The sequence below is a fragment of the Pseudoalteromonas sp. TP27 genome, assembly GCF_056470645.1.
This window is the reverse complement of record NZ_JARDAK010000005.1, coordinates 40,335-66,130: the sequence shown is the minus strand read 5'-3', so window position 1 is coordinate 66,130 and position 25,796 is coordinate 40,335. Positions and strand designations below refer to the sequence as shown.

At 38.4% G+C, this 25,796-nt stretch carries 24 protein-coding genes, 1 pseudogene and 1 riboswitch; of the genes and pseudogenes, 7 read left to right on the top strand and 18 right to left on the bottom strand.

Features of this window, described 5'->3' with window-relative positions:
- The first annotated feature begins 49 nt into the window (after positions 1 to 49).
- The gene (locus PX700_RS08020; protein WP_479520441.1) at positions 50 to 1,243 is read left to right on the top strand and encodes an HD-GYP domain-containing protein; all 1,194 of its coding nucleotides are present in this window, start codon (positions 50 to 52) and stop codon (positions 1,241 to 1,243) included.
- 60 nt (positions 1,244 to 1,303) lie between these two features.
- Here PX700_RS08020 and PX700_RS08015 read toward each other — a convergent pair whose 3' ends face one another.
- The 6 genes from PX700_RS08015 to PX700_RS07990 all read right to left on the bottom strand — a co-directional run bounded on the left by PX700_RS08015 (position 1,304) and on the right by PX700_RS07990 (position 6,756).
- Positions 1,304 to 2,344, bottom strand: a complete 1,041-nt coding sequence (locus tag PX700_RS08015; RefSeq protein ID WP_479520440.1) for a general secretion pathway protein GspB — start codon at positions 2,342 to 2,344, stop codon at positions 1,304 to 1,306.
- An 11-nt stretch (positions 2,345 to 2,355) separates the two neighbouring features.
- Positions 2,356 to 3,273: an ExeA family protein gene (locus PX700_RS08010; RefSeq protein WP_415636537.1), complete on the bottom strand. Its 918-nt coding sequence runs from the start codon at positions 3,271 to 3,273 to the stop codon at positions 2,356 to 2,358.
- Positions 3,274 to 3,438: 165 nt separating this feature from the next.
- The gene (locus PX700_RS08005) at positions 3,439 to 3,957 is read right to left on the bottom strand and encodes an Lcl C-terminal domain-containing protein (RefSeq protein ID WP_479520439.1); all 519 of its coding nucleotides are present in this window, start codon (positions 3,955 to 3,957) and stop codon (positions 3,439 to 3,441) included.
- 9 nt (positions 3,958 to 3,966) lie between these two features.
- Positions 3,967 to 5,628, bottom strand: a complete 1,662-nt coding sequence (locus PX700_RS08000; RefSeq protein WP_415636539.1) for an Lcl C-terminal domain-containing protein — start codon at positions 5,626 to 5,628, stop codon at positions 3,967 to 3,969.
- Positions 5,629 to 5,697: 69 nt separating this feature from the next.
- On the bottom strand, positions 5,698 to 6,030 hold the full coding sequence (locus PX700_RS07995) for a hypothetical protein (protein ID WP_415636540.1): 333 nt from the start codon (positions 6,028 to 6,030) through the stop codon (positions 5,698 to 5,700).
- 21 nt (positions 6,031 to 6,051) lie between these two features.
- Positions 6,052 to 6,756, bottom strand: a complete 705-nt coding sequence (locus tag PX700_RS07990) for a DUF2982 domain-containing protein (protein ID WP_415636541.1) — start codon at positions 6,754 to 6,756, stop codon at positions 6,052 to 6,054.
- 246 nt (positions 6,757 to 7,002) lie between these two features.
- On the opposite strand from PX700_RS07990, the gene PX700_RS07985 reads away from it, so the two are divergent.
- From PX700_RS07985 to msrA, 3 genes are all read left to right on the top strand, one after another.
- Entirely contained in the window at positions 7,003 to 8,055 is a 1,053-nt protein-coding gene (locus PX700_RS07985; protein WP_479520438.1) for an efflux RND transporter periplasmic adaptor subunit, read from the top strand.
- A gap of 3 nt (positions 8,056 to 8,058) precedes the next feature.
- The gene (locus tag PX700_RS07980; RefSeq protein ID WP_479520437.1) at positions 8,059 to 11,157 is read left to right on the top strand and encodes an efflux RND transporter permease subunit; all 3,099 of its coding nucleotides are present in this window, start codon (positions 8,059 to 8,061) and stop codon (positions 11,155 to 11,157) included.
- Positions 11,158 to 11,242: 85 nt separating this feature from the next.
- On the top strand, positions 11,243 to 11,779 hold the full coding sequence (gene msrA, locus PX700_RS07975) for a peptide-methionine (S)-S-oxide reductase MsrA (protein WP_415636544.1): 537 nt from the start codon (positions 11,243 to 11,245) through the stop codon (positions 11,777 to 11,779).
- Positions 11,780 to 11,877: 98 nt separating this feature from the next.
- Here msrA and PX700_RS07970 read toward each other — a convergent pair whose 3' ends face one another.
- The 3 genes from PX700_RS07970 to PX700_RS07960 all read right to left on the bottom strand — a co-directional run bounded on the left by PX700_RS07970 (position 11,878) and on the right by PX700_RS07960 (position 14,785).
- Positions 11,878 to 13,722: a TonB-dependent receptor domain-containing protein gene (locus PX700_RS07970; protein ID WP_415636545.1), complete on the bottom strand. Its 1,845-nt coding sequence runs from the start codon at positions 13,720 to 13,722 to the stop codon at positions 11,878 to 11,880.
- A 37-nt stretch (positions 13,723 to 13,759) separates the two neighbouring features.
- Positions 13,760 to 13,923, bottom strand: a riboswitch (cobalamin riboswitch).
- Between the two features lie 98 nt (positions 13,924 to 14,021).
- Entirely contained in the window at positions 14,022 to 14,144 is a 123-nt protein-coding gene (locus PX700_RS07965; RefSeq protein WP_415636546.1) for a hypothetical protein, read from the bottom strand.
- Positions 14,145 to 14,302: 158 nt separating this feature from the next.
- A complete protein-coding gene (locus tag PX700_RS07960; protein ID WP_007377833.1) occupies positions 14,303 to 14,785 on the bottom strand; it encodes a YajQ family cyclic di-GMP-binding protein in 483 nt (160 codons plus the stop codon).
- 152 nt (positions 14,786 to 14,937) lie between these two features.
- On the opposite strand from PX700_RS07960, the gene PX700_RS07955 reads away from it, so the two are divergent.
- The gene (locus PX700_RS07955; protein WP_415636547.1) at positions 14,938 to 15,291 is read left to right on the top strand and encodes a VanZ family protein; all 354 of its coding nucleotides are present in this window, start codon (positions 14,938 to 14,940) and stop codon (positions 15,289 to 15,291) included.
- Positions 15,284 to 16,186: a ketopantoate reductase family protein gene (locus tag PX700_RS07950; protein WP_415636548.1), complete on the top strand. Its 903-nt coding sequence runs from the start codon at positions 15,284 to 15,286 to the stop codon at positions 16,184 to 16,186. Before PX700_RS07955 ends, PX700_RS07950 begins: the two co-directional genes overlap by 8 nt.
- A 41-nt stretch (positions 16,187 to 16,227) precedes the next feature.
- Here the strand turns inward: PX700_RS07950 and thiI are convergent, their stop codons facing one another.
- Both thiI and PX700_RS07940 read right to left on the bottom strand, forming a co-directional pair.
- Positions 16,228 to 17,685, bottom strand: a complete 1,458-nt coding sequence (gene thiI, locus PX700_RS07945) for a tRNA uracil 4-sulfurtransferase ThiI (RefSeq protein ID WP_415636549.1) — start codon at positions 17,683 to 17,685, stop codon at positions 16,228 to 16,230.
- 97 nt (positions 17,686 to 17,782) lie between these two features.
- Entirely contained in the window at positions 17,783 to 18,436 is a 654-nt protein-coding gene (locus tag PX700_RS07940; protein ID WP_415636550.1) for a TetR/AcrR family transcriptional regulator, read from the bottom strand.
- 197 nt (positions 18,437 to 18,633) lie between these two features.
- On the opposite strand from PX700_RS07940, the gene coaD reads away from it, so the two are divergent.
- Positions 18,634 to 19,125, top strand: coding sequence for a pantetheine-phosphate adenylyltransferase (gene coaD, locus PX700_RS07935; RefSeq protein ID WP_166420886.1), 492 nt, complete (start codon positions 18,634 to 18,636; stop codon positions 19,123 to 19,125).
- 33 nt (positions 19,126 to 19,158) lie between these two features.
- Here the strand turns inward: coaD and PX700_RS07930 are convergent.
- The 7 genes and pseudogenes from PX700_RS07930 to PX700_RS07900 form a co-directional block, all read right to left on the bottom strand.
- A pseudogene (locus PX700_RS07930) lies at positions 19,159 to 19,676 on the bottom strand (hypothetical protein).
- Positions 19,677 to 19,688: 12 nt separating this feature from the next.
- Positions 19,689 to 20,207 (bottom strand): hypothetical protein, encoded by a 519-nt coding sequence (locus tag PX700_RS07925; protein ID WP_479520436.1) that lies wholly within the window; start codon positions 20,205 to 20,207, stop codon positions 19,689 to 19,691.
- Between the two features lie 503 nt (positions 20,208 to 20,710).
- Complete coding sequence (locus PX700_RS07920; protein ID WP_479520435.1) at positions 20,711 to 21,244, bottom strand: hypothetical protein; 534 nt, start codon at positions 21,242 to 21,244, stop codon at positions 20,711 to 20,713.
- A 13-nt stretch (positions 21,245 to 21,257) separates the two neighbouring features.
- Positions 21,258 to 21,452, bottom strand: coding sequence for a hypothetical protein (locus PX700_RS07915; protein WP_479520434.1), 195 nt, complete (start codon positions 21,450 to 21,452; stop codon positions 21,258 to 21,260).
- Positions 21,453 to 21,741: 289 nt separating this feature from the next.
- Positions 21,742 to 23,607 (bottom strand): argininosuccinate lyase, encoded by a 1,866-nt coding sequence (gene argH, locus PX700_RS07910; protein ID WP_479520433.1) that lies wholly within the window; start codon positions 23,605 to 23,607, stop codon positions 21,742 to 21,744.
- Between the two features lie 50 nt (positions 23,608 to 23,657).
- Entirely contained in the window at positions 23,658 to 24,860 is a 1,203-nt protein-coding gene (locus PX700_RS07905) for an argininosuccinate synthase (RefSeq protein ID WP_007581653.1), read from the bottom strand.
- Positions 24,857 to 25,789 carry an ornithine carbamoyltransferase gene (locus tag PX700_RS07900; protein ID WP_479520432.1) on the bottom strand — a complete coding sequence of 311 codons (933 nt, stop codon included), beginning with the start codon at positions 25,787 to 25,789 and terminating at the stop codon, positions 24,857 to 24,859. Before PX700_RS07900 ends, PX700_RS07905 begins: the two co-directional genes overlap by 4 nt.
- Positions 25,790 to 25,796 lie beyond the last annotated feature (7 nt).

The following is a 25,796-nucleotide window of genomic DNA, read 5'->3' as shown; positions in this document are numbered from 1 at the left end:
GAATATATTTGTTAATTTAAAGGGAGATTAGTAACAGAAGTCGAAAAAATTGAAAACTATTTCTATCTCAAAGCTACTTCCGGGTATGTTTGTGCAAAGCGTTACGAAGCAAACCGGCTCCATTAAGGTCACAAATCAAGGCTGGGTTAAAACGCCGGAGAGTATCGATAAGCTTAAAAGGGCAGGAATTTTAGAGGTAATAATAGATCCTAGTAAAACTCTCGTCGATACAGTCTTTGAAAAAGATCCAATCACGATACCTCTAAAAAAAATAAAACGTGATCCTTGGCAAAAAACATTGAGTAGCGAGCAAGAAATGGGTAAAGCAAAAAAGCTTTACGATGAAGCAAAAACACTGCAACTAAAAGCATTTAAAGATATTGAAGCAGGTCGCAATATAAATATAGCTCCTTTTAGAGAACTAGCTGGTGGCTTTATGGAGTCTGTCTTTAGAAATCAAGATGCACTAGCATGCCTTACACAAATGCGTCAAAAAGATGCTTATCTCCTAGAGCACTCAATTAATGTTTCGATTTTAATGAGTATTTTTGCAAAGCATTTAGGTATAGAAAAAGACATTATTATTGAGCTAACAACAGGTGCTCTTTTGCACGATATTGGTAAAATAAAAATCCCTGATGAAGTACTTAATAAACCAGGTCGTTTTACTGAAGCTGAATTTGAAGTAATGAAAAAGCACTCTCTTTTTAGTAAGGAGATTTTAGAAGAAGCCGGCTTAACAGGTGTTGCTGTTGATATAGCGGGTATGCATCATGAAAGATTAGATGGTAAAGGTTACCCGTTTGGTAAGAAAGGCGACGAGATAAGTCAGTACGTACGTATGGCGTCAATTGTAGATGTGTATGATGCACTTACAGCTGAGCGCGTCTATAAAGCGGGTATGGAACCAATTAGAGCATTCAAAATATTAAAAGATGGCTGTCCTGATAGTTTTGACCCAGTTCTACTCACCAAATTTATTCAATGTATTGGTATTCATCCTGTAGGGACGTTAGTTAAACTGTCTAGTCAAAAAGTAGGGTTAGTGACTGAAAGCAACCCATCCAAGCCGTTAAAACCAGTGGTTAAAACATTCTATAGCGCTAAACATAGCCGTTACACGCAAATTCAGAACATTGATTTATCAAGCAAGAAAACTTTAGACACGCTTGAATCAGCTATTAAACCCAAAGAATATAATATTGATTTAGAGCGCTTTTATAAAAATTCTATTTTATCTTAGATATACTAAGCTACTTCGTTAAGCATAATTAATTGCAGAATGAAGTAGCTTAATTACTTTCTATTCAGGCCAGTCTTGTAGCGCTTTTAAGCTAAACTCATAGCCATCAAAATCAAGTACACTTTGCTCAGGTGTAATTTCTCTTACGGTTAGAGCCCCTATACTTTCCCCTTCATGTAACTCTCGGCCGTTTAACTTGATCCAACGTTTGTCAGCACTCGATGAGTAAATATGAGCCTGATATTTAATGCTAGGCAACATTGATTGCAAACCATCAGGCAGTAACTCTACAGGCTCAACACGTGATGATGTTTTTGATGCGTGGGTAACTTCATAATCTTGGTTTTTTTCGACGTCTTGTATAGCTTGCGCAAACGCATTTTTAAGCGTTGTAGGCACCGCTTCAAGTTCAGGGTCGCTCACTTGTTGGGCCTGACTACTGCCATTAATTGGCTTACCCAGCACCTTATATTTACTCATATCTAGTTGAGCAGATGATGTATTTTGATTTTGCCCAAATACCGAAGCGTTCTGCGCATCATTTGAACTGTAATTACTTTGTGGGTTAAATACTGGCTGATTATAATTTTGAACTGGCATTACTTGTTGCATGCTCTGCTGTTGATTATAACCTGCTGTACTCGCCCCCTGACTTGATGGCATAGGAATATATTGCCCGTTAGGGGTTAATAGCATTTGCTGCACACCAGTAGGCGTTTGCACGTGCACAAATTGCCCTTCAATCGTGGCTGTATTTGTTGAAGCTGCTTTGGCTGGTTCTAACTTAGCTATTTGTGTTTTTTCAACTTCATTATCTATCTGCTTAATTTCTTTTTTAGGTGCTGAATTTTCGCTCTCAGCCACCTTAATTGCAGCTGATTGTGATACCTTTAATAAATTGGTACTTTGAATCCACTTACCCGTAGTAAAGCCACCAGCTACTGCAATAAAAGCACCTAAACTAGTACCAAAAACTAATGCTAATCGTCTATAACGCTTAAGTGCTTGCTGCTGTTTTAACTGCTCTGATTGCAAGTCGTACTGTTCAGCACTCATATCTGATTGCTGCGACTGCTTTAGCGCATCTAATAAATAAGACATAACTTACCTAACTATAAAATAAATGAAAGCCCAATACCTATGGCAAATAAAGTAGCGAAAGCAAAGCTGTATGATACAAATGATATTCCTTTGCTAGTCTCATTAGCTGGCGCTACAAAATCCATGGGTAGTGATTCATGTGCTGATTTTTTTATTATATCGCTATCAACTATTAGCTGCTGCTTTGCAAAGGTGCCTACCAAAGCACGCTCACAGACCAAGTTCATTAAACGTGGTACACCACCGGTTAATTGATGAACAGCTTGCATGGCATCCATCGAAAAAATGCCTTTATCACACCCTGCAACATGCAACCGATGCTTTATATAGGCAACTGTTTGACCCTGCGTAAGTGGTAATAAATGGTAACGAGCTGTTATTCTTTGGGCAAGTTGCCTCAGCTCATTGCGCTTTAAAAGTTCTTGTAGCTCCGGTTGGCCAACCAATACTATTTGTAATAACTTTTTATGATCGGTTTCTATATTGGTTAGCAAACGCAATTGCTCAAGCACATTAGGAGCAAGTAATTGCGCTTCATCAATAATAAGTATTGTATGCCCACCCGATTTATTATTAGTCTCTAAATGCTTTTTTATAATATCGGTAAGACTTTTAAGCGTCGCATTATTAGTATCGTAACTAATGTTGAGCTCATCACAAATACTGGCTAATAACTCCAGCTCTGAAAGTGCTGGGTTATGTATCATCGCTACTTGCGTATTTTCAGGCAATTGTTCTAACATGCTGCGGGTAATTGTTGTTTTACCTGTGCCTACTTCACCTGTTAATAATACAAAACCACCGTCTTCACCTAATCCGTAGGTAAGGTGTGCTAAGGCTTCTTTATGTCGTTCACTTAAAAATAAGTAATGAGGGTTGGGCGAAATTGAAAAAGGTTTTTCATTCAGGCCAAAATAGCTTAAATACACCGTGATGTTCCTTCATAATTAAATCACGGCCTATAATGGCAAAAAAACGTGCTAAGTGACAACGTTGTAAGCGCTTTATTATTGAAATAACGTAAATTTATGTAAAACAAAAAAATGCAGCGGTTTTAAGGCTGCACTTTTGTATATCAAATTTTTTGATGTACTTTATTTTTCGTAGCGTACTAACCGTAAATACACATTACTGGTTTTGGCATGCAAGCTATTTAGCCCACTATCAAATTGATAAACCCACGCCGAGTTCATAGTGCTCACACCCGATGTATTTGACCAATAGTTTTGAAGCTTAGTACCAAAAAACACCTCTTCATTAATGCTCGGCTCGGTGCAACTGTGCTCTAGAATACTCGCTAATTCTTTAATGTTAGGCATTTGCCAATCATCGTAATCTGCGGTTGTATCATTTTTAGCACCGCGAAGCGCTTCTTGCCAAGTAAGAGAAGGTGTAGAACCTTCACAAAGCTGGGTCTCTGTATTATAAGTTTGCCCATAACTACAGCGTTGCCACATTAGGCCAGTTTCGCTATCAGAAACTGTGCCATCTGTATTTATAGTAAATCTATCTGTCGGTGTTGTGGTATCTGCACCGTCGTAGCACGTTTGCGCCGCTGCAATATTAAAGCTCAAGCTTATAGTTGCTAGTGCATAGAGTAATTTTAATTTCATTATTTTCTCCTAACGACTTCTAACTAAACGTACATAAGCGGTCTTTTCTTTTGGGTAAGCAAGGTCGTTACCATCACTCATATCTATAATATACGCTTGCGATAAACTTGTACCATCGGCTGCAGTTTGCGAGGTCCAGTACGGTAATTTAACGCCTGTTATTGCGCCATACTCAGGTATATTAGGGAAAAAGTTTTCATCTATTAATACTCTTTGCCCTTGTTTTCCGTAATCAATTAGACCTAGTAGTTCATTGTAGGTAGGTATTCGCCAATTTGTACCGCCACAAAAATCAAGCGCGTTGACGTCATTGATGTAAGTTTGTAAACCACAGTCTGTATCACTAGGGCAGGTTGTATTTGCTCCACCAGTAGTTATAATTTCTGATGTTGTATCGCCTAAATCCCAAATATAATGATTTTGCCCATCTCGTAAAACTGTACTTGGTACTATGCCCGACACCGCACTTTTCACTTCCCAAACTAAGCCTGTTAGATTGTCGCGAATACAACTAAAATTTGAGCTTTCATCTGCAACTTCATCTGCAAATTGATTAAGTTTAGTGTAATCAAATGCTAAATTCCCTTTACCTACTTTGTCTAAACGGTTTGCATAGCTATCGCGCCCAAGCTCGGCATCTTGCGCTGGAAAATCATCGCTTTCACAGTTAATGCGTTGTGTATTGCTATAACACTCACCAACACCACTATCGTTTATAAGGCCAAGCGCTTTAGGTGATACATCAACAAATAAAGAGTCTGTATCGGTACGTCCTTTTGAATCAGTTACCGTTACCTCAAAGCTTAATGTGGTCTCTGTATCTACATCAGAGGCAATAAATGTCGTTGTACATTGGTTGCTATTACCTAGTGCTTCGCCATTACCGGTAAGTTGTTGCCATTTACACTGATAGGTATCGGTAACCGTTTCGCTATTTGTTGCATCAAGCGTTACTTGTTCAAACTCTTCAATATTTTGATCAGCACCTGCGTTTGCATCCACTAACTCATTTGTTTTGTTAAGCGTCATTGAATATTGCGTACTCGCTTCACCGCCTTCATCATCGGTAACGGTTAGCTGCCAAGATAAATTTACGTTACTTTCAAGTAATGGATGAGAAAAGCTAAGCGTTGACTCATTAAAGCTCGTAATATCTAAATCAGGACCTGATAGCAATTGCCACAAGTAACTATCAATTTGGCCATTATCGTCAGGATCGCTCGACTCAAGGCCGCTCAAAGTCACCGTATCTTTGTAAACAGAAGGAAGTATTTCAGGAGATATTTGTGTAACAACAGCAACAGGAAGTTGGTTATTAGAGCTCACTGAAATAGAAATATCGTCACTAACAACACTACTACCTGTACTTTGATAGCTCACTCTTAAGATTATTTCACTATCAGTTTTTACATCAGGTGCGGTAAGTGTTTGCTCAGCGCCCTCAAGTGGAAAGCCATCTAAGCTTGGGCCGCTAACTTGCTGCCATGAAAACGTACCATCAGCGGGAGAACCTTGTGCTGTGATGGTAAATTCAGTTTTTTCGATAATTTGTAAATCGATTCCAGCATTAACAGAGGTTTCTACAACTGTATTATCGCTATCGCCGCCACCGCCTCCACACGCACTTAGCAAGCCACAAGAAATGAGAGGGATTAAAGTAAACGCTTTCATACGCAGCACCTTTTTATGTCAAATAATTACTATAGCGTAATCACAGGCAATAAATATGCCATTAAAATACTACATATAAGCATCTTGGTGGATACGTACAAACAGCTTTGTACCTATCTTACTATAATCAATTTTATACTCACGCCCATCTAAAGCTTGAATAAACAATAATTGCTTTTCCTCTCCAAACACGTCGGCGCTAGTTACATGAACCACCTCTAAATAGCGTTCTTTTGCATCTCGGCGGTTCTTAGGAAGTTCTTCTTTAAAAGGCTCTAAACCGTGCTGCGTTACTTTAATTTTGGGATGGATTTCAGAATTTATGATGACTAAATCGTATTTTCTATCTTTATGTATTATGGTGTTTCTGCCACTTTTTAAAAAGGCTCTGTCTTGGCTCATTTTCTTTCCTACGGTCGCAGCTTAATTATTAATTTGCGACGCTATAAACTGACGAGGCTCGCGCTTCCACTTATTTAAGTTAGCACTAAATGCCCAAATATCTCTATCTAATACACTGGCAGGTAATAATAAATCGTAACCTGTTAGCAGTTGAAGGTGCTTAGTTCTGTTAGCAAACATGGCTATAAGACCAGTATAGCTAACCCCTTTATGGGATGTATATTGTGTATCTTCTATTAACCATTCTGATGGGCAACTGCCATTTTTGCAATGTTTTTGAACAACTTGCATAAATAAATTACGCTGCTCTATTAAAAGTTTCCCTGCAATTCTTGGTGCAAAATTTGTTAAAAACTCATCTATGTCATTTACTTTAACACCCACCGCATTAAGCTCTAAGTAATCAAGGCCATCTTCTACTTTTGGTATACCGCTGTGATGGAAGTTACTACGAGACATGCTCCAAGCACCATATTTATGGCAATAAACAAGCTCCGACTCACTTATCAAAAGGCTATAATACGGCTCTTGAGTTTTTAAATATCCAATAAAAATAGCGGCAATACACAAACTCACTAAAAACACTTCAAGGATGCTAATCTCACCTGGCCTTAGTAAATTAAACAACATAATAAACACTAAGCCTATAGCACCGACTGCAAGCACCTCAACTGCGTTTCGCGCACCTTGTGCCCGAAATTTAATTACATTGTTAGATTTATCCATATTGGTAAAACACCATATAAAAAACAAACATTATAATGGCCCAAATTATGATCTTTCTTGTTGTTATACATAAGTTACAGGTCGTTTTAAATTTCATACATTACCGCTTTATCCTCAACAAAATAGGAACAATGAATAAATCTTATTTACTTTTACGCTTAACGCACAAATTTATGAGACACATAACCGCCTTTTCTCGGTCTTATTTCGTACAATACATATAATTAATTTTCAGGTATGAAAACGATGCACTCAAGACAATCAGGTAAAGCTCTTTTTCCATTTATTATTACATTACTACTAATATTTAGCGTTTATTTATATTTACCCGCTAGCCACGGCGAACAAGCCGATTCATCACAAATGTCTACCCAAGTTATGGCTCATACTGTTACCTCTCAGGAAAACGCAGTGATGATAGAAGCCATTGGTAGCGCACGTGCAAACCAAGCTATTTATATAAAAAGTGCACAAAATGATTATGTCACCGATATATATTTTAAAGATGGCGACCTAGTCAGTAAAGGACAAAAACTAGTACAGCTACAAAGCCAACAAGAGCAGCTTGCAGTTAAAGAGCTTGGTATTAATTTACGTGAAGAAAAACGTCAGTTAGATCGCCTAACCGAACTTTCACGTTCGCAATCAACGGCAAAGTCATTACTTGAAGAGCAGCTATCTCGCGTAGATGCAACAGAGGCTCAACTAGAAAGCGCTAAAACCAAATTAAATGAAATGACTATTACCGCGCCATTTTCGGGCCTGTTAGGTAAGCGTGAAATATCAGTTGGCGCCTACGTAAGCAACACAACAATAATAACCACACTTGATGATATTAGTATTATTAAAGTTGACTTTAAAGTGCCTGAAAAATATTTAGCACAATTAAATATGGGTATGAAGGTGCTTACCCAAAACGACGCCTACCCAGGGCAGACATTTACTGGCAAGGTAACGCATATTAGCTCGCGTATTGATTCGGTAACACGCAGTGTTGAAGTAACTGCAAGTTTTGCTAATAAATCAGGCTTATTACGCCCTGGTATGTTACTAAATACAGCGCTTGAGCTTAGTAGTAACCAAGCTTTAATGGTGCCAGAAAAAGCTGTTATCCCTTTACAAGACAAACACTTTGTTTTTCAAATTCAAGACGGAGTAGCCAATAAAATTGAAGTGCATGTTGCTGGCAGAAATAATGGCTGGGTTGCTATTGACGAAGGTTTAACCGATGGCGAGCAAATTATTACTGAAGGGCTAATTAAAATTCGCTCTGGTAGTAAAGTAAGCGTAAAGGGGTAATACGTGAAAATTACAGATACTAGCGTTAAACGCCCCGTTTTTGCCATTGTAATTAACTTACTCCTCCTTACTTTTGGATTGGTCGCATTTACTATGCTGCCACTTCGTGAGTACCCTGATATTGAAACGCCGATTGTAAATATCAGCACTGAATACACAGGTGCTTCTGCCGAAATTATAGAAACAAAAATAACGCAAATAATAGAAAACCGTATTTCGGGTATTGAAGGTATTAAAAGTATTAACTCATCGAGTCGTAATGGACGTTCAAACATTACTATTGAATTTGATATTAACCGCGACATAGATGCGGCATCTAACGATGTACGCGAACGTGTGGCACGTGCACTAGACAGCTTGCCAGATCAAGTACGCCCGCCTGAAGTGTCTAAATCAAATAGTGATGAAAGCCCAATCGTATGGTTTGTATTAAACAGCGAAACAATGGACTCATTACAGCTCTCTGATTACGCGCACCGCTTTATTGTTGACCGCTTAGCCGTAGTAGATGGAGTATCTAACGTACGTATTGGCGGTGAGCGACAGTACGCTATGAAAATTTGGCTAAACCGCCAAGCAATGGCTGCTCGTGGTATTACCTCCAGCGACATTGAAGATACACTGCGTACAGAAAACGTTGAACTACCCGCCGGTGAAATAGAATCAATAGACCGTGACTTTACAGTGCGTACTGCGCGTAGTTACAAAGATCAGCGTGATTTTAAAAACCTAGTAATTAAACGTGGTGATGAAGGTTATTTAATACGTTTAGGTGAAGTTGCCGATGTACAATTAGAAGCTGCCGATGACGAAAGCTTATTTCGTGGTAATGGCCGTAATATGATTGGTTTAGGTGTTGTAAAGCAAGCTAAAGCAAACACGCTTACCGTAGTAGATAATGCACGCAGCGAGCTTGAAAAAATCAAACGTAATTTACCTGAAGGTACCACGATTGAAGAAAGCTACGATTCGTCTGTATTCATTAAAGAATCAATTAGTGAAGTTTACAGTACGCTAGCCATTTCTATGGGCCTAGTAGTACTCGTTATATTTTTGTTTTTAGGCAGCATAAGAGCAACCCTTATTCCAGCAGTAACAGTACCAGTTGCACTGGTTGGTAGCTTTATGTTTTTATTAGCAATGGGTTACTCAATCAACTTACTAACGTTACTTGCCTTAGTGCTGGCCATTGGTTTAGTGGTAGATGATGCCATTGTAATGCTTGAAAACATTCACCGTCGCATTGAACTAGGTGAACCACCGTTACTCGCGGCATTTAGAGGCGCGCGTGAAGTAGGTTTTGCCATTGTAGCAACCACTCTTGTACTTATATCTGTATTTGTACCACTGGTATTTATGGATGGCCGTATAGGCGCATTATTTACCGAGTTTGCTATGGCGGTAAGTGCTGCTGTATTTTTCTCAAGTGTTACCGCACTTACACTCGCACCAGCACTGTGCTCTAAAGTACTTAAAGTATCAGACAAACCAAATAAGTTTAGCCAATGGATGGATCGTCAATTTACTAAAATTGAAGTAAGTTACCGTAATTCACTCTCAACTAACATAACTCGTAAATGGGGTTTAATGGTTAGCTTATTATTAGCTGGTTTTGTTAGTTACTCGCTGTTTTTACAAGTCCCTTCTGAACTAACGCCAAAAGAAGACCGTGGTACCTTCTTTATTATGATGAGTGGCCCAGAAGGTGCAAGTTACGAAAATAACGCCGCTAATATGGCAAAAATTGAAGAGCGCTTAACGCCTTACTCTGAATCAGGTGAACTAAGTCGCGTACTCGTTCGCGTACCTGGCTGGGGTGGCAGCGGCGGTGTTGCAATTGTGGGAATGGCCGATTGGGATAAACGTAAACGCTCAACGTGGGAAGTAATGGACGAAATAAGCGGTAAAATGCAAGAAGTTACCGATGTTCGTGCATTTGCTATTATGCGCCGTGGTATTGGTGGTGGTGGCTCATCTCGCCCAATTGAGTTTGTACTTCAAGGTAATGATTACGCGCAACTTGCCGACTGGCGCGACCGTATTATAAAGCGTGCAGAACTAAACCCTGGCCTTGTCAGAATCGACCACGATTATAAAGAAACCTTCCCACAGTTTTTAGTGAGCATAGATAAAAACAAAGCCGCTGATTTAGGTGTGTCTGTGTCTGATGTAGGCACAACCCTTGAAACAATGCTGGGCCAGCGCCGTGTTACAACATTTATTGACCGTGGTGAAGAATACGATGTGATTTTAAAAGGGACTAAAGAAGACTTTACTAACCCTACTGACATTTCAAATATATACCTTAAATCACGCAGTGGTGAACTAGTCCCACTTGATAGCCTTATCAGCTTAAAAGAGGAAGCAACCGCATCGCGCTTAAACCGTTATAACCGTATGCGCGCAATTACATTAAGCGCCAACTTAGCTGACGGTTACACACTTGAGCAAGCGCTTAACTTTTTAAACGAAGTGGCTGCTGAAGAAAACGATATAGATGGCGCAGTAGATTACAAAGGTGAATCGCAGCTTTATTACGAAGGCGCATCAGCGATGACCTACGTATTTATACTTGCACTAACCGTTACCTTCTTGGTGCTTGCTGCACAGTTTGAAAGCTTTATGCACCCGTTTGTAATTATGCTTACTGTACCACTTGGTTTAATGGGCGCTATGTTCGGGCTTTGGGCTACAGGCCTTACGCTCAATATTTACAGCCAAATAGGTATTGTTATGCTCATAGGGTTAAGCGCTAAAAATGGTATTTTAATTGTAGAGTTTACTAACCAATTACGCGATAAAGGTGTTGAATTTAGTGAAGCAATACTACAAGCGGCTACCCAGCGTCTTCGTCCGATAATAATGACCTCACTAACAACTGTTATGAGTGCAGTACCTTTAGTGCTTGCCTCAGGCCCTGGTGCAGAAAGCAGAATGGTAATTGGTGTAGTTGTGTTTACAGGCGTTATTGTATCTACCCTGCTGACTCTTTTTGTTGTACCTGCTGCGTATTATGCTCTATCTAAAAATACACAGTCACCTGAGTTTTTACAACAAAAGCTAGATAAACAAGCAGCAGATAAACCTTTCGAAGAGATCTAATCTCTTTATTGCGCCGTAACCTTGTTGTTGCGGCGCATACAATTTATGCTCGCCTTTAGACTCCATATACATTTTAGGAATATTTATGAGCTCAACAACGCAAGTAGCCACATTTGGTGGCGGCTGTTTTTGGTGTATAGATGCAGCATTTAGACGTGTAAATGGCGTATTAGATGTGAGTTCTGGCTATACTGGTGGCGAAACTGACGCCCCAACCTATAATTCTGTATGCTCTGGCACAACTGGGCACGCTGAGGTTGTTAAAATTGAATTTGATACTACTGTAGTTAGCTTTGAAACACTTTTAGCAATGTTTTTCACTTTACATGATGCAACACAGCTAAATAAACAAGGTAACGATATAGGCACACAATATAGAAGCGTTGTTTACTATCACGATGAAGCCCAACTAAAGCAAACCAATGAAATGATAGCCCAACTGCAAAGCCATGTGAGTGAACCTATTGTGACAGAAGTGAGCCCTGCTACTGCGTATTATCCGGCAGAGCATTACCATCAAAATTACTATAACGAAAACCCACAGCAAGGTTACTGTAGTATTTTAATAGCACCTAAATTACACAAGTTTGAAACCGTATTTAAAGAGTTTTTAACTGAGTAACTAAATTTAGTCACATAAACAAAAGCCCGATTTAAATCGGGCTTTTGTATTTTCAGCTTAATTTAATAACCTTTATCTATTAAAGGAATTAAAGACGACTAAAACTGGTAGCTTGCGCCTGCAAAAAAGCGACGCTCTGGAGTGTTGTAGTAGTACACTTCACCGGTTGTAGAATCTATGTTTGAGTCAACCGCGTTATATTCTTTATCAAATAAATTTTCTACACGAATCGAAACTTCAATGTTTTCATTTACTTGATAATTACCGGCTAAGTTCCACAGAGTGTATGAGCTTAAACGCGTTACAGTGCCTCCTCTTTCAGCGCCTTGTCTGTCACTGCGGTATTGCATATCTAAGCTTGCATCAAATGCACCAAACTGTTTTGCAAGCTCCCAGTTAAATGTACGTTTAGCAACGTTTTGCAACTCTGCACCTGTTTCTTTATTTTCTGCGCTTAAATAAGCAAAATTAAGATTACTATCAAAACCAAAAAGCTGCTGTGAAAGAGCAAACTCAACCCCTTCATAGCGCGCTTCATTTAAGTTGATAGGAAAAAAGCTAGAGTCTGAAGAAATTTTATCTTCAATATCATTTCTAAAAATAGCAACATCAACACTTGCTACCTCAAAACCTACATTTAAGCCAATCTCTCGGTTTAATGATTTTTCAGGCTCTAAACCCGGATTAGATGAAGGGGGGAAACCTGGAAAGGCTGGAAAATATAAATCATTAAATGTAGGGGCTTTAAAGCCAGTGCTTTGACTTATTCTAAACGTTGCATCTTCAGATAAATGATAACCTGCAGCCGCAGTATAGGTTGTTTCATCACCAAATTGCTCGTCATCATCTTGGCGAACAGTTAAGTTAGCTAATACTTTTTCAGTGTTGTAATAAGCACCTACAAACACAGCTAACACGTCACGTTTTTGTATATCATACTGCGTTGAACTGTGGGATACATCGTCGTTGTACCAGTTAACACCACCGCTAATATTAAGCACTTCTGACAAGTTATATTGACCGGTATAATCTAATTGCACACGTTTGGTTATAAAATCACTTATACCAAATGCTGAGGTGTCGTGTGAATCATCCGTTACAATAGCAATATCAATACTGTGCGTTTGATTGGTATAATTTTTATTCCACCCAGCAGAAAGCTGATAGTTTTTAAAATCGCCTGTTTCTATAGTACTAGTGGCTGGGCTGAAGCTAGTGTCGTAATCTACATAGCCTTCGCTGTATTGACCTAATAACTTGAAGTCGCCGTAATGCACATCGGAGTAATTTACTTTAAAACCAAGGTTTTTATTTTCATAGCCATCTTCATCTGGTGCTACGCCTTGCAATACATCAAAACCATCTGTTTTTTCAAAGCCTGCATTAAATGCTGTTGTTATATCACCTGATTTTACAGAGCCTGCCACTTGATAGTCTTGATAAGAGTCAGAGCCAAACGTCGCGCTCACAGATAAGCTATCTGACTCACGCGTTATAATATTAATTACACCAGCGAGTGCATCAGAGCCATAAATAGCTGCACGTGAGCCTTTAATAATTTCAATGCGTTCAATACTATTTAGAGGGACATTACTTAATGTTTTTTCACCAAGTGTTGCAGAGCCTGTACGCACGCCATCAATCAAAATTAACGTATCACCCGATCCCGTACCACGAAGTGACACACCTGTACTTTGGCCAAAGCCACCGTTTGGGTTAACCTGAAAACCAACTTGCTTGCTTAATAATGTAGGTAAATCGCGTACGTTGCTTGCTTCTATTTCTGCACGGTCAATCACATTTACACTTGCTAATACATCATTGATTGACTGCTCAAACTTATTAGCTGTAACGGTTATTTTTTCAATTGATTGTTCTGCGCCAGACACAGAAAATGAAAGCGCAGCAGAAATTGCAACGCCTAGAGCTGTTTTGTTTAACATGAAGTCCCCTACCTTTGCCCACCGCAAAGATTTTAGTAAGTAAGATTGCATCAAGGCCGGTCTCCGGACTCAGTAAGCATGTAAAAACAGGCAGTACTTTACCGTTGCGGGGGCAGTGTTGGGGTTGTAGTCATCATGAAAACGCACCAACTTCCCGATTATCTTGTTGTTAGTTTCAATACCTTAAAACCAATGCCTACGCATTAAACAAGCACCTTGAAAATATGCGGCTATTGTGAGTATTTTGTTTACAAATGTCAATGGACGTCTATACAGCTAAAACAGTTTAACCATACGTGTTACTCAATATTAACTGGGAAATAGCCATCTTCAACTAATACATTAATATCAACTGCTTTTGGCAAACTAGGCTGTGCAAATAGAGTTAGCACAAATAGCAAAAATAATTGATAGGCTTTCATTTAATACTTTGTATAAAAATTACATGTAGTAAATATAGTAACTTAAATACTAAAAAGCGGATCAATCGAAGAAAGACTTAAGGAGGAAATATATAAAGCGGCTTTAATTAGCAGTAAAAAATTAAAGCACGCTTTATTACAAAGCTTAAAGAGCTTTATTAGTCGCGGAAATTTTTAAACTGAAAAGGCTGACCTAATTCAGCACTGCGTACTACTTGCATTGCTTCTTGTAAGTCGTCACGTTTTTTACCCGTAACACGTACTTCTTCGCCTTGAATAGCCGCTTGAACTTTAACTTTTGAGTCTTTGATGGCTTTAACTACTTTTTTAGCCATATCTTTCTCAATGCCTTGCTTAAGGCCTACATTACGAAAAACATTTTTACCCGCTCGCGTAATATCTTGAAGTTCTAAGCTTGATACATCCATACCACGCTTTGATATTTTATTCGCTAAAATATCAAACAATTGCATAACTTGTGAATCAGCTTCAGCTTTAAGCTTAATTGTTTTGTCATTTAGCTCTATAGATGCGTCAACACCTCTAAAATCAAAGCGAGTTTCTAGTTCACGATTTGCATTATCAACCGCGTTTTTAGCTTCGTTCATTTCTACTTCAGATACAATATCAAATGAAGGCATTGGTTTGCTCCTAACTATTTAATCTTAATTTTATGAGGCAATTATAACGCTAAAATTATAAATCTTTACATTTTTCTGCATCTTGTTCAGGTGCGATACTAAATTAGTTTGATATACTTGCGCCTCTTTTTTAAGCGATTTTAGGATTTGTCGTGACAAGGCGTGTTTATCAAGCAATTTTTTTAATCAGCATAGTAGCTTTTACCTTTTTATTTGCTAAAGAAGTAAAAGGTAGTGTTGTAAATTTATTTCCTCATGTTGATAAAGTAGCCCACTTTGGGATTTTTTTTGTGCTCGCCATCATAATGGACAGAGCATTTAAAATTCCTTTATACGCTCAAATACTTTTATTAGCAGGTTATGGCGCCTCAATAGAAATAATGCAAGACGCACTCCCCTATAGACAAGCATCACTTGGTGATTTTTTTGCTGATTTTGCAGGTGCTGCAAGCTACTTTATATTAAGAGTTATTTTTACTCCTCGAAAAAAGAACCCATATGGCTAATATTTTAATCGTTGGCGATGGCGCTATTGGCTTATTACTAAGCCACTTTTTAAGCGCATCGCATAATGTCAGTGTTTTAACTCGCAAAAGCCCAACAAACACCCGCTTTTACAGTAGAGGTAAGGGCGCATCTAAAAAAATTAATGCACGCTTTGTTTCATTAAATCAGCTAGATAAAGTAACTGAATTTGATGTGGTTTTATTTACTGTTAAAGCCTTTCAAGTACTTGATGCGTTTTCACAAATAAAGCCTTTTTTACCAAGTCATTGCTCGGTTGTACTATCGCACAACGGAATGGGGAATGTTGACGAGGTAAATAACCAACTAAGCGATCATCAAGCACTCTATTTTTTAACTACCAGCATAGCGGGTTTTAAATCAAACCAATATATTGTGCAACATACTGGTGAAGGGCAAAGCATTATTGGCGGCTGCAATGAGTTGGCACTTAAAAATAGTGTACCAATGGCAGATATTTTCAAAGTAATACCCAGCCTAAAGTTTACTAATAACATTCAGCAGCTTCGTTTTGAAAAACTACTCGTTAATATTGCTATTAATCCATTAAGCGCTTTAAGTAATGTAAAAAATGGTGAATTACGCGCGCCTAAGTACAACGCTATAATTTTTAATGCACTCACCGAAGCGTGCAATATAGCAAAGGTACAAGGGCTTAATATCCCATTGATTAAAGCGCTCAATACCGCTTATAAAATAATGGAATTAACGTCTGACAATTACTCTTCAATGCAGCAAGACGTAGCGCATAGCAGAGAAACTGAAATATCAGCTATATGTGGCTATATTAACCAGCAAGGTAAACTTCACGGTATTCCAACACCTTACAACGATGAACTACTTGCTAAAATTCAGGCAAAAAAAAGCGTGGTATAAACCACGCTTATATAAATTCTTAATCTTACGACGACAAACCTTTATGGGCGATAAACTTTTACAGTTTCAAAGCCTTGCTCATGCAACATAAGTGCTTGTAGCTGGCTCATTACGCCTCTGTCGCAATATAAATAGTAGTCAGTGTCTTTTGGTAAGTCACCAAACTTAGTTGCTAAGCGGAAAAATGGTAAATGCACCACTTTAACACCGTCGATTTCTAAAGGCGCTGCTTCTTCTTCCTCAGGAGAGCGAATATCAACTACCACAGAGCCTACAGGTAAATCAGCAACTGATTCAGCTTCTTTAAGTTCTTGCTTAGCTTCTACGTCAATATCACGCACATCCATTATACGTGCGTTGTTTACAACGGTATCTAGCACATCAAAGTCGAACTTTTCTTCCTCACCAAGAATAACGTCTATTTTGGCTTTAACCGTTGGTTTTTTAGAAATAACGCCACAGTATTCAGGCATTGTTTCTGCCATTTCGGCCGTACCAATTTGGCGAGCAATATTAATAATTTCTTGCTTATCGTGTTGAATAAGCGGGCGTAAAATAAGCGTTTCAGTAACGCGGTCAATCACGCTTAAATTCGCTAATGTTTGACTAGATACTTGGCCAATACTTTCACCAGTGACAAGTGCTTGAATGTTTAACTTTTCGGCAACCACACTCCCTGCGCGCATCATCATACGTTTAAGTACAACACCCATTTGGCTGTTTTCAACGTTTTCTAAAATTTCAGCAACTACAGGTTCAAAATCAACGGTTACAAATTTAACTTTATGTGTAGAGCTGTATTTTTTCCATAAATAGTAACTTGCTTGTTTAACGCCAATTTCGTGCGCTGCGCCACCTAGATTAAAGAATAAAAAGTGAGTACGTGCGCCTTTACGGATCATTTGGTAACTTGCTACACCAGAGTCAAAGCCTCCCGACATAAGCGAAAGCACATCTTCTTGGGTTGGTAGCGGAAAGCCAGCCATACCAAAATGTGTATGAGAAACAATGTAAGCTTTATCGTCTTTTACTTCTAAGCGTATTGTTACTTCTGGGCGGCTAAGTTTAACGCTTGCGCCTTCAATATGTTGATTCAACCCACCACCAACATAACGCTCTAAATCAGTTGAGGTAAAGTCGTGTTGCCCTATGCGCTTAGCACGAACACAAAAGGTTTTACCTATAATTGTATGCCCAACTAACGCTATTGTTCTTTGGTAAATATCATCAAGCGTTTCGAATTGTGTTTCGGTTACTTCAATAAATTGAACGATGCCAGGAATGCGTTTTAGGCTGTCGATAAAATCAAGGCGAACTTGTGCATCTTCAAGCTTTGTAACAACTGAAATATTATCCCAGTTATTTCTTACTTGTACTTTTTCGTCAAGACGTCGCAATACAATTTTAATGTTATTTTCTAACACTTTAGTAAAGCGTTTACGGACCGAACGGCTTTTAATGGCTATTTCAGGATGTAGTTTGACGATAAATTTAAGCATAGTTCACTCTTAGACTGCGGGAATTCGCGCTCCCAGGCATTTGGCGCGCGATTATAGCAAAAAATTCAGCGTCTAGGAAACAGCCAAAAAGCAACGGCTAAACAACAGTTGGGGCTTGTTGCGCTAATTCGGTATATTTTTCTCGCAACAAATTCATTTTATCAATGCTTTTATCGGTACTGTACGCTCTAAATAACGTGAGCACTTTTAAAATACCATGATAGATATCTTGCTCAGCAAGCGTACCGCTTGGCCTACGGGCTTTAATATAAGGCGTCCAAAAACTAACGGTTAGCTTAAGTGTATGTGCTAAATCAATGACATCTTGCTCATCAATAGCAATCATTTCACTATCGCGAAGCCCTAAAATAATTTTACGAACTTGCTCTAATAACTCCAGTTGAAAATCAATGTAAGCTTGTTTTAAATCAGCATCTCTAGAGAGAATATCACCGAGATTATCGTAAAAAAAATGATATCGCCACATCAATTCAAATAACGAATCTAAGTAAGCGGTTAAATGACTAAATGCATCATCTTCTTTATTAATGGGTTTAAAGTGAGTATTTAAATGATCGCGATACAACGCAAAAATATGACGGATAATGTCTTCTTTATTTTTAAAGTGATAATAAAGGTTACCCGGGCTCATCCCTAAGTTTGATGCAATATGGTTTGTTGATATTGCACGCTCACCATTTTCGTTAAACAACAAAATACTGGTGTGTATTATTTTATCCTTGGTATTCATATGCTAATACTCAAATTATCTATAGGCTACATTACACTCAAAAGAGGTAAACAGTATAAACAAATATGAATCATTAAAACACTCCCACCATGGACTGACCTGTTTAAATAAAACAAACATTTGCATACTTTTTAGCTAGGCTGCTTTGTATCACAAACACTGTTAAACTAACGCTAAAATAATAAATAGTGAACATTATGAAAGTTACTGCAATTTACCCTGGTACATTCGACCCGCTAACAAATGGGCATACAGACCTTATTCAACGTGCTGCTAAAATGTTTGATACTGTATTAGTTGCGGTTGCTAATAACCCAAGTAAAAAGCCCTGCTTTAATCTTGAAGAGCGAGTTGAATTGGCCAACACTATTTTAAGCCACTTAGATAATGTTAAGGTAATTGGTTTTTCTGGCTTATTGGCAGACCTTGCACGCGATCACAATGCGAATGTGCTTATTCGCGGTATTAGAGCGGTATCTGATTTTGACTACGAGTTTCAATTAGCAAATATGAACCGTCGCCTAAATCCAGACTTAGAAAGCGTATTTTTAACACCCGCAGAGCGAAATTCATTTATTTCATCCACTCTCGTTAAAGAAGTAGCTCGTCATAATGGTGACGTAAGCGAGTTTGTAGACCCTGTAATAGTTAAAGCTCTAAAAACTAAATTAGGCTGTGACGGCCAGTAGCTATTTATTTCATTAGCGCATAACTCGTATGCGCTAATTTGGCTTTGGTATAGATGATCTCTTTAATTTTTTAATTAACCAAACCACCTTCAGTAAGTCTTTATTGATAATTAATATGAGTGCCATCGTAATATCAATAATAGGCATAAGAAAACCATACAGCATCCACAGTCACCAAAAGTCCCAATTGCCATAAAGAGTATTATCAATATACATGCCCATAAACAGTGAGGCATTAATACCAAGACCTACTATAAGGTAATAAAAGCAGTACGGTACATTACGTCCTAAAAAAATACGCCACATATGAATAACTACAATTGTTAGTACATCAAATATAAAAACTTTAGATGTGGGGCCGCAGTAGTTATGTCCATAAATAAACTAAATGTATACGAAACCATCATAATAAAAGAAAGGTGAACTCGGCTTTTATCTTGCTTATTAATAGCAGCTGATAAAGTGAACAAAAAAGCAAAAACAAAAAGCCATGTAATAAATATTCCAAAATATTCGTTTACTGAATTTAATTGCCAAAATAGCTCTTCCATTTTACTAAGCCTTCATTGTTGCATGTGCTTTTTAAGACGACTCAAGTAATGTTTTAACCTAATTAAACCCAATAGATCCTTATTAGTAGCAAGAACCAAAACCATTATTAAATCAGAAGTAATTTGTCCAATTACGTATAATGCCCAGAACCACCAATAGTCTAAATTACCTAAAATAATGCTATCGTAATGCATGCCATAGAAAACGAATGCATTAAAACTTAACCCTGTAATAAGGTAATAAAACGCAATAGGTATAGTTTTACTAAAAAAAATTCGCCACAAAATCAAAAATACAATGGTCACTACATCAAATAAAAAAAGAGTTAGGTGAGGTGTTTCACTCTGTGGGTCCATAAAAATACTTGATGTATAAGATATCATCATAATGAAAGCTAATTGAGCACAGCCTTTATCGTGTTTGTTAATACTTGCGGATAAGTTATATAAGAAAGCGAGTACAAAGAACCATGTCGTAAAAATAGTTATATAGTCATATAAACCAGCCAGCTTCCATAAAAAATCAAGCATTGGGTGACCTTGTAGATTTTATAGTTATAAGGGGGCTTAGTTTTATTAAGCTTAAAAAATTTTTATTAAGCATCAGCGAGAGCATCATTAAAATATCTATTAAACTCCCTCCAATAGAATAAAAACTCCAATACCACCACTCATCTAAATGATAAAGGATATATAAATCGTAATACATTATTGATGCTAGGAGGCTGTTAGTAGCTAATCCAACTAAAATAAAATAGGCACTTGAGCAATTTTTAATTAGACCCAACTTCATAAAAATAATTATTGTTGTGATGGTTAGAAAGTCATATAGAATCCAACCCAAATATGGATTGCTCAATATTATAAAGTATCCACTCAAAAAATATGAACACAGCATAATGGTTGATGTAATGAGAAGGGATTTATTTTTAATGTTGATACTAGATACTAAGCAATACAAAAAGGCCATTAAAAAACCCCATTGTGTAAAAGCACTTACATAATCCATTAGGGCTTCAGTAAAGTACATAAAACTAGGTTGCTTTATGTGTATCGTTTGACTTGAAGTAGCTGAGAATTTTGTTCTTTAATTTGTGAAGACCGAGAAAGTCTCTATCAACAATTAATGCGACTATCATAATAAAATCAACGATATTAACTGTGAATGTATAAACATCCCAGAAAAACCAGGGTTCATTAGTTTCATTTATAAATATATCACCGTACATCAGCAAACTAAAAATTGAATTTATTATTAGTCCTAAAGTTATATACATCATAGACGGTGACGTTTTCTTTAATAGTTTGTATGCTAAAAACAAAGCAGTAACCGTGGCGTAATCATAAAGAGCCCAGTCAAGATAAACGGTGCTTTCAAGTGACAACCAATTAAAAAAATAGTCTGATACAGTATAAGAAACCATCATAATAAAAGAACTGAGTAATAATGTTGTTTCTCTTTTTAGACCTATCGAGTAAATAAATACGTTAAAAAAGAAGGCCATCAAAAACCCCCACATAGTAAAGGCCGATAAAGAGAAAAAGCCAAAGAACTCAGTTAAAAGCATTCATAACCTTTTATTATTTAGGTTTTATAGGAACTATAATTCCACCACGCTGTAATTCATTACTCGCAGCACTCATAGCTTCTTGAGAGAAGCTTACTGTATCAGATTGCAGGGTTTTAGGGCTAGCAGTTTGTTCCATTGCAGGCTTTAATTGTTGTGTTTTGTTGTATGCTTGCATTTGTAATTGGCTATTAGCTGAAACTTGCATGTGATTGATCCTTGTAAAAAATTTTAATTATATTTGGTGCAATTTTTAACCACATTATTATGTGGATAAATGCATCACCTGTTTAAAGTAGTGATAGCTATTTTACTATTTTCTTTACCATCTACTTTATTGTCCACTTTAACAAAGCAACCAATGTGCCAACTTTTTTTGACACCTTAAAACTCACTCAAAACATATTTATATAATCAAACCAAACAACTCCGACCAGTTTACTGCAGGCATAAAAAAACGCACAGGGGTAACCGTACGTTTTTTATATCCAGGGATTTTAAGCTACGTATTTACACGGGATCTCCGCACGTGTACTTAACTTCAAAATATATTCCATTGCTACTTCGTCACAATTTTCTTTACGAAGGCAAAGTTCACAATCTTTCATTACCTTTTCAGGTAGGCTCTCTTTAGAGCAAAATATAAAACGCTGCTTTTCGAAAAAGTCCGGAACACGTGTTAATACTATTACCCGATTTAGCGCCAATTTTTTGGCTTTAACTAATAAGTGCTCAACTAGCTGTCTACCCTGTCCTGAAACAGCGCTTTGTGGGTCTATACCCAATGAGCGTATTTCAGCAAGGCCAGTGTCGTATATATACAACGACGCACACCCAGTTACTCTGCCGTTAATTTCAGTTACAGCAAACTCATTTATTGAATGCACCATATCACTTTTAGCACGCGGTAGGTTTTCGCCTACAGTTGCCCAGTGCTGAACCAATTTAGCTATTGATTCAACATCATCTAAGTTGGCATCACGAACTGTTATTTGCTGTTTTTTTTTCGCTTCTTTTATTGCATTTGTTACTTGTTCAATAGATGTACCGCCAAGTGCTTGACGCGCTTTTATACAGGCGTCAATTTCAAGTACCGGATATACATCGTCTTCAAACACGTCGCTTACCGATTTGTACTGCGCAAGCGAAAGATCTTCAAGTGTTTTACCTTCACTAATAGCAAGCTGAACAAGCACACCTACAATGTGATGCCCTTCTCTAAATGGCACACCTTTAGCAACTAAGTAATCTGCAAGCTCTGTTGCATTAGCATGGCCACCTTTAGCAGCAGCAAGAGTTCGATCGCCTCTTACTTTAACGCCCTTAATACAGGCTTGTGCCATATGAATACAGGCAAGCCATGTTGGCATCGCATCGAATATGCCCTCTTTGTCTTCTTGCATATCTTTATTGTAGGCAAGTGGCAGCGCCTTTAACGTCATCATCATCGCGCTAAACGCACCAAACACACGCCCGGTTTTACCACGAATAAGCTCAAGTGCATCAGGGTTTTTCTTCTGAGGCATGAGCGATGAGCCCGACGTTACATTATCAGCAAGCTCAATAAAACCCGCTTCACCAGAGTTGTAAAATATTAAATCTTCAGACATACGTGATAGATGAATCATCGAAATAGACGCACAACTTAATAGCTCTACAACAAAGTCACGATCAGACACGCCATCAAGGCTATTTTTAGTAGCGCCTGTAAAGCCTAAGCCTTGTGCAAGTGCTTGGCGATCAATGGGATAAGCTGTGCCGGCTAATGCGCCACTTCCAAGTGGACAAAAGTTCATGCGTGCTTTTGCATCTTGTAGGCGGCTTTCATCACGCTCTAGCATTTCTACGTAAGCCATACACCAATGGCTAAATAATACGGGTTGAGCACGCTGTAAATGAGTATAACCAGGTAAAATTGTACCCAGTTCTCGCTCAGCTAAAGATACAAACTCACCTTTAAGCTGCTCAATTGCTTTTAAAATATGTTCGGCTGTATCTCTACACCATAATCTAAAGTCTGTTGCTACTTGGTCATTACGGCTTCTGCCTGTATGTAATTTTTTAGCTAAATCACCTACTTTTTCGATTAAAGCAGCTTCAACATGCGAATGAATATCCTCTGCGCCGGAAGTAGCTACTGCGAGTGGATCAGCTTTTACTTCTTCAAGTAACTCATATAATGCCGCAACAAGCTCTTTGTGCTCATCATTCGATAACACATTTACTTGTTCAAGCGCGCCAGCCCATGCCACAGAGCCAATAATATCTTGCTCCGCTAACTGATAATCGAAGGGAAGAGAGTCGTTAAATTGCTTAAACGCCTCATCTGGACCCGTAGAAAAACGTCCGCCCCATAATGCCATGAAATCTCTCCAAACCCTGTAGTGCCCCTTTTACAGGGGCTATAAATAATTTACTTTTTAGCGAGTGCTGAAATTCTGCTTGAAAGCGAGAATAAACGAATAAAGCCTTCAGCGTGTGATTGGTCATACACATCGTCTTCGCCAAATGTAGCGAATGCTTCGCTGTATAGGCTATTTGGTGACTGCTTTTGAACTGCAGTTACTTGGCCTTTGTATAGCTTAAGTACCACTTCACCTGTTGCCACTTTAGAAAGTGCTTCAGCACCGGCTAAAATAGAATCTTTAAGAGGTGTAAACCAACGACCGTCGTATACTAAATGTGAAAACTCACCACCGAGTACTTCTTTCCATTTGCGACTTGCTTTATCAAGCACTAGCTCGTCAATGGCTTGAAGGGCCGCCATAATTACAGTGCCGCCTGGGGTTTCATAACAACCGCGCGACTTCATGCCGACTAAACGGTTTTCTACAATATCAACACGTCCAACACCATGAGGCGATGCAATATCATTTAGTTTAACTAAACAGTCATATGGCTTAAGTTCTACGCCATTTACAGCAACCACTTCGCCTTCAACAACTTTTAAAGTTACTAGCTCTGATTTATCTGGTGCTTGCTCTGGAGAGTTAGTCCAAGTCCATACTTGTTCAGTCGGTTGACACCATGGGTCTTCAAGCTCGCCACCTTCGTGCGAAATATGCCATGCGTTAGCATCACGGCTATAAATTTTTGTAGCCGATGCTGAGCACGGAATATCGCGCTCTGCTAAGTAGTCAAGTAATGATTCACGACTGGATAAATCCCACTCACGCCATGGCGCAATTACTTTTAAATCAGGTGCAAGGGCCGCAAAACATGATTCAAAACGAACTTGGTCGTTACCTTTACCAGTACAACCATGAGAAAGTGCGTCAGCACCTACTTTACGTGCAATTTCAACTTGTGCTTTAGCAATAATTGGGCGCGCCATAGACGTACCTAATAAATAAGTACCTTCGTAAATTGAGCCAGTTTTAAGCGTTGGGTAAATGTAATCACTTACCATTTCATCTTTTAAGTCAACTACGTAACATTCAGATGCACCCGAGGCAATTGCTTTAGCTTCTACGCCTTCAAGCTCTTCTGCGCCTTGGCCTACATCGGCAACAAACGCGATTACTTCACAGCCGTAGTTTTCTTTTAACCATGGCACGATAGCCGACGTATCAAGACCACCAGAATAGGCTAAAACGACTTTTTTAATTGAACTCATAGGTGTTCCTTAACAAAATTTGGATTTAGTAATGTAACTAGCAGAGCATTTTGCGCATGCATGCGATTCTCTGCTTGTTGAATAATTTTAGATGCTGGACCATCCATTACCTCAGAGGTAATTTCAAATTCACGATGTGCCGGTTGGCAATGTAATACCGTAGTCGCACCTGTTTGATCTAGCAATGCCTGATTTAATTGATAAGGCATGTATTTTTCTTTTACTTGCTCAAGCGGCGTTGTATCGCCCATTGATACCCATGTATCTGCGTATACAACGTTTGCACCAACCGCAGCTTCAACACGGTCGCTTACCATAACTGATGCGCCATTCATTGCTGCAATTTGCTCAGCTTTTTTAAGTATTTGTGAATCTGGTGAACACCCTTTTGGTGTTACTGCAACAAAGTCAGTACCTAGCGTTGCGGCAAGTAACATCAATGAATGAGTCACGTTATTGCCCTCGCCTAAATAAGCCACTTTAAGCTCACTTACATCGCCATGTACTTCTTGAAGCGTTAAAAAATCAGCCAGTGCTTGGCACGGGTGATATAAATCACACAAGCTATTAACTACCGGTACCGATGAATATTCGCCTAATGTAGTTAATGTGCTGTGCTGATTTACACGCGCCACAATACCATCAGCCCATGTAGAAATATTAAGTGCAAAATCTTTAATTGATTCGCGTGCACCCATAGCGCCATTTTGCTGATCTAAATAAACAGCATGGCCGCCAAGGCGGTTAATACCTATATCAAACGATAAACGTGTACGTAAACTTTGCTTTTCAAACAATGTCACGATTGATTTACCCGATAATACTTTGCTGTATTTTTCTGGCTTTGCTTTTATATCTTGCGCTAACTTTAATAAATTAAGTGCGCCTTCTTGGTCTAACTCTAAACCCGTTAAAAAATTCTCAAACATAATAAAC

Coding starts and splice junctions, on each gene's coding strand:
- PX700_RS08015 (WP_479520440.1), bottom strand. CDS start 2,344: ATGTCTTATTTATTAGATGCGCTAAAGCAGTCGCAGCAATCAGATATG.
- PX700_RS08005 (WP_479520439.1), bottom strand. CDS start 3,957: ATGAAATTAAAATTACTCTATGCACTAGCAACTATAAGCTTGAGCTTT.
- PX700_RS08000 (WP_415636539.1), bottom strand. CDS start 5,628: ATGAAAGCGTTTACTTTAATCCCTCTCATTTCTTGTGGCTTGCTAAGT.
- PX700_RS07995 (WP_415636540.1), bottom strand. CDS start 6,030: ATGAGCCAAGACAGAGCCTTTTTAAAAAGTGGCAGAAACACCATAATA.
- PX700_RS07990 (WP_415636541.1), bottom strand. CDS start 6,756: ATGGATAAATCTAACAATGTAATTAAATTTCGGGCACAAGGTGCGCGA.
- PX700_RS07985 (WP_479520438.1), top strand. CDS start 7,003: ATGCACTCAAGACAATCAGGTAAAGCTCTTTTTCCATTTATTATTACA.
- msrA (WP_415636544.1), top strand. CDS start 11,243: ATGAGCTCAACAACGCAAGTAGCCACATTTGGTGGCGGCTGTTTTTGG.
- PX700_RS07970 (WP_415636545.1), bottom strand. CDS start 13,722: ATGTTAAACAAAACAGCTCTAGGCGTTGCAATTTCTGCTGCGCTTTCA.
- PX700_RS07965 (WP_415636546.1), bottom strand. CDS start 14,144: ATGAAAGCCTATCAATTATTTTTGCTATTTGTGCTAACTCTATTTGCA.
- PX700_RS07960 (WP_007377833.1), bottom strand. CDS start 14,785: ATGCCTTCATTTGATATTGTATCTGAAGTAGAAATGAACGAAGCTAAA.
- PX700_RS07950 (WP_415636548.1), top strand. CDS start 15,284: ATGGCTAATATTTTAATCGTTGGCGATGGCGCTATTGGCTTATTACTA.
- thiI (WP_415636549.1), bottom strand. CDS start 17,685: ATGCTTAAATTTATCGTCAAACTACATCCTGAAATAGCCATTAAAAGC.
- PX700_RS07940 (WP_415636550.1), bottom strand. CDS start 18,436: ATGAATACCAAGGATAAAATAATACACACCAGTATTTTGTTGTTTAAC.
- coaD (WP_166420886.1), top strand. CDS start 18,634: ATGAAAGTTACTGCAATTTACCCTGGTACATTCGACCCGCTAACAAAT.
- PX700_RS07925 (WP_479520436.1), bottom strand. CDS start 20,207: ATGCTTGATTTTTTATGGAAGCTGGCTGGTTTATATGACTATATAACT.
- PX700_RS07920 (WP_479520435.1), bottom strand. CDS start 21,244: ATGCTTTTAACTGAGTTCTTTGGCTTTTTCTCTTTATCGGCCTTTACT.
- PX700_RS07915 (WP_479520434.1), bottom strand. CDS start 21,452: ATGCAAGTTTCAGCTAATAGCCAATTACAAATGCAAGCATACAACAAA.
- argH (WP_479520433.1), bottom strand. CDS start 23,607: ATGGCATTATGGGGCGGACGTTTTTCTACGGGTCCAGATGAGGCGTTT.
- PX700_RS07905 (WP_007581653.1), bottom strand. CDS start 24,860: ATGAGTTCAATTAAAAAAGTCGTTTTAGCCTATTCTGGTGGTCTTGAT.
- PX700_RS07900 (WP_479520432.1), bottom strand. CDS start 25,789: ATGTTTGAGAATTTTTTAACGGGTTTAGAGTTAGACCAAGAAGGCGCA.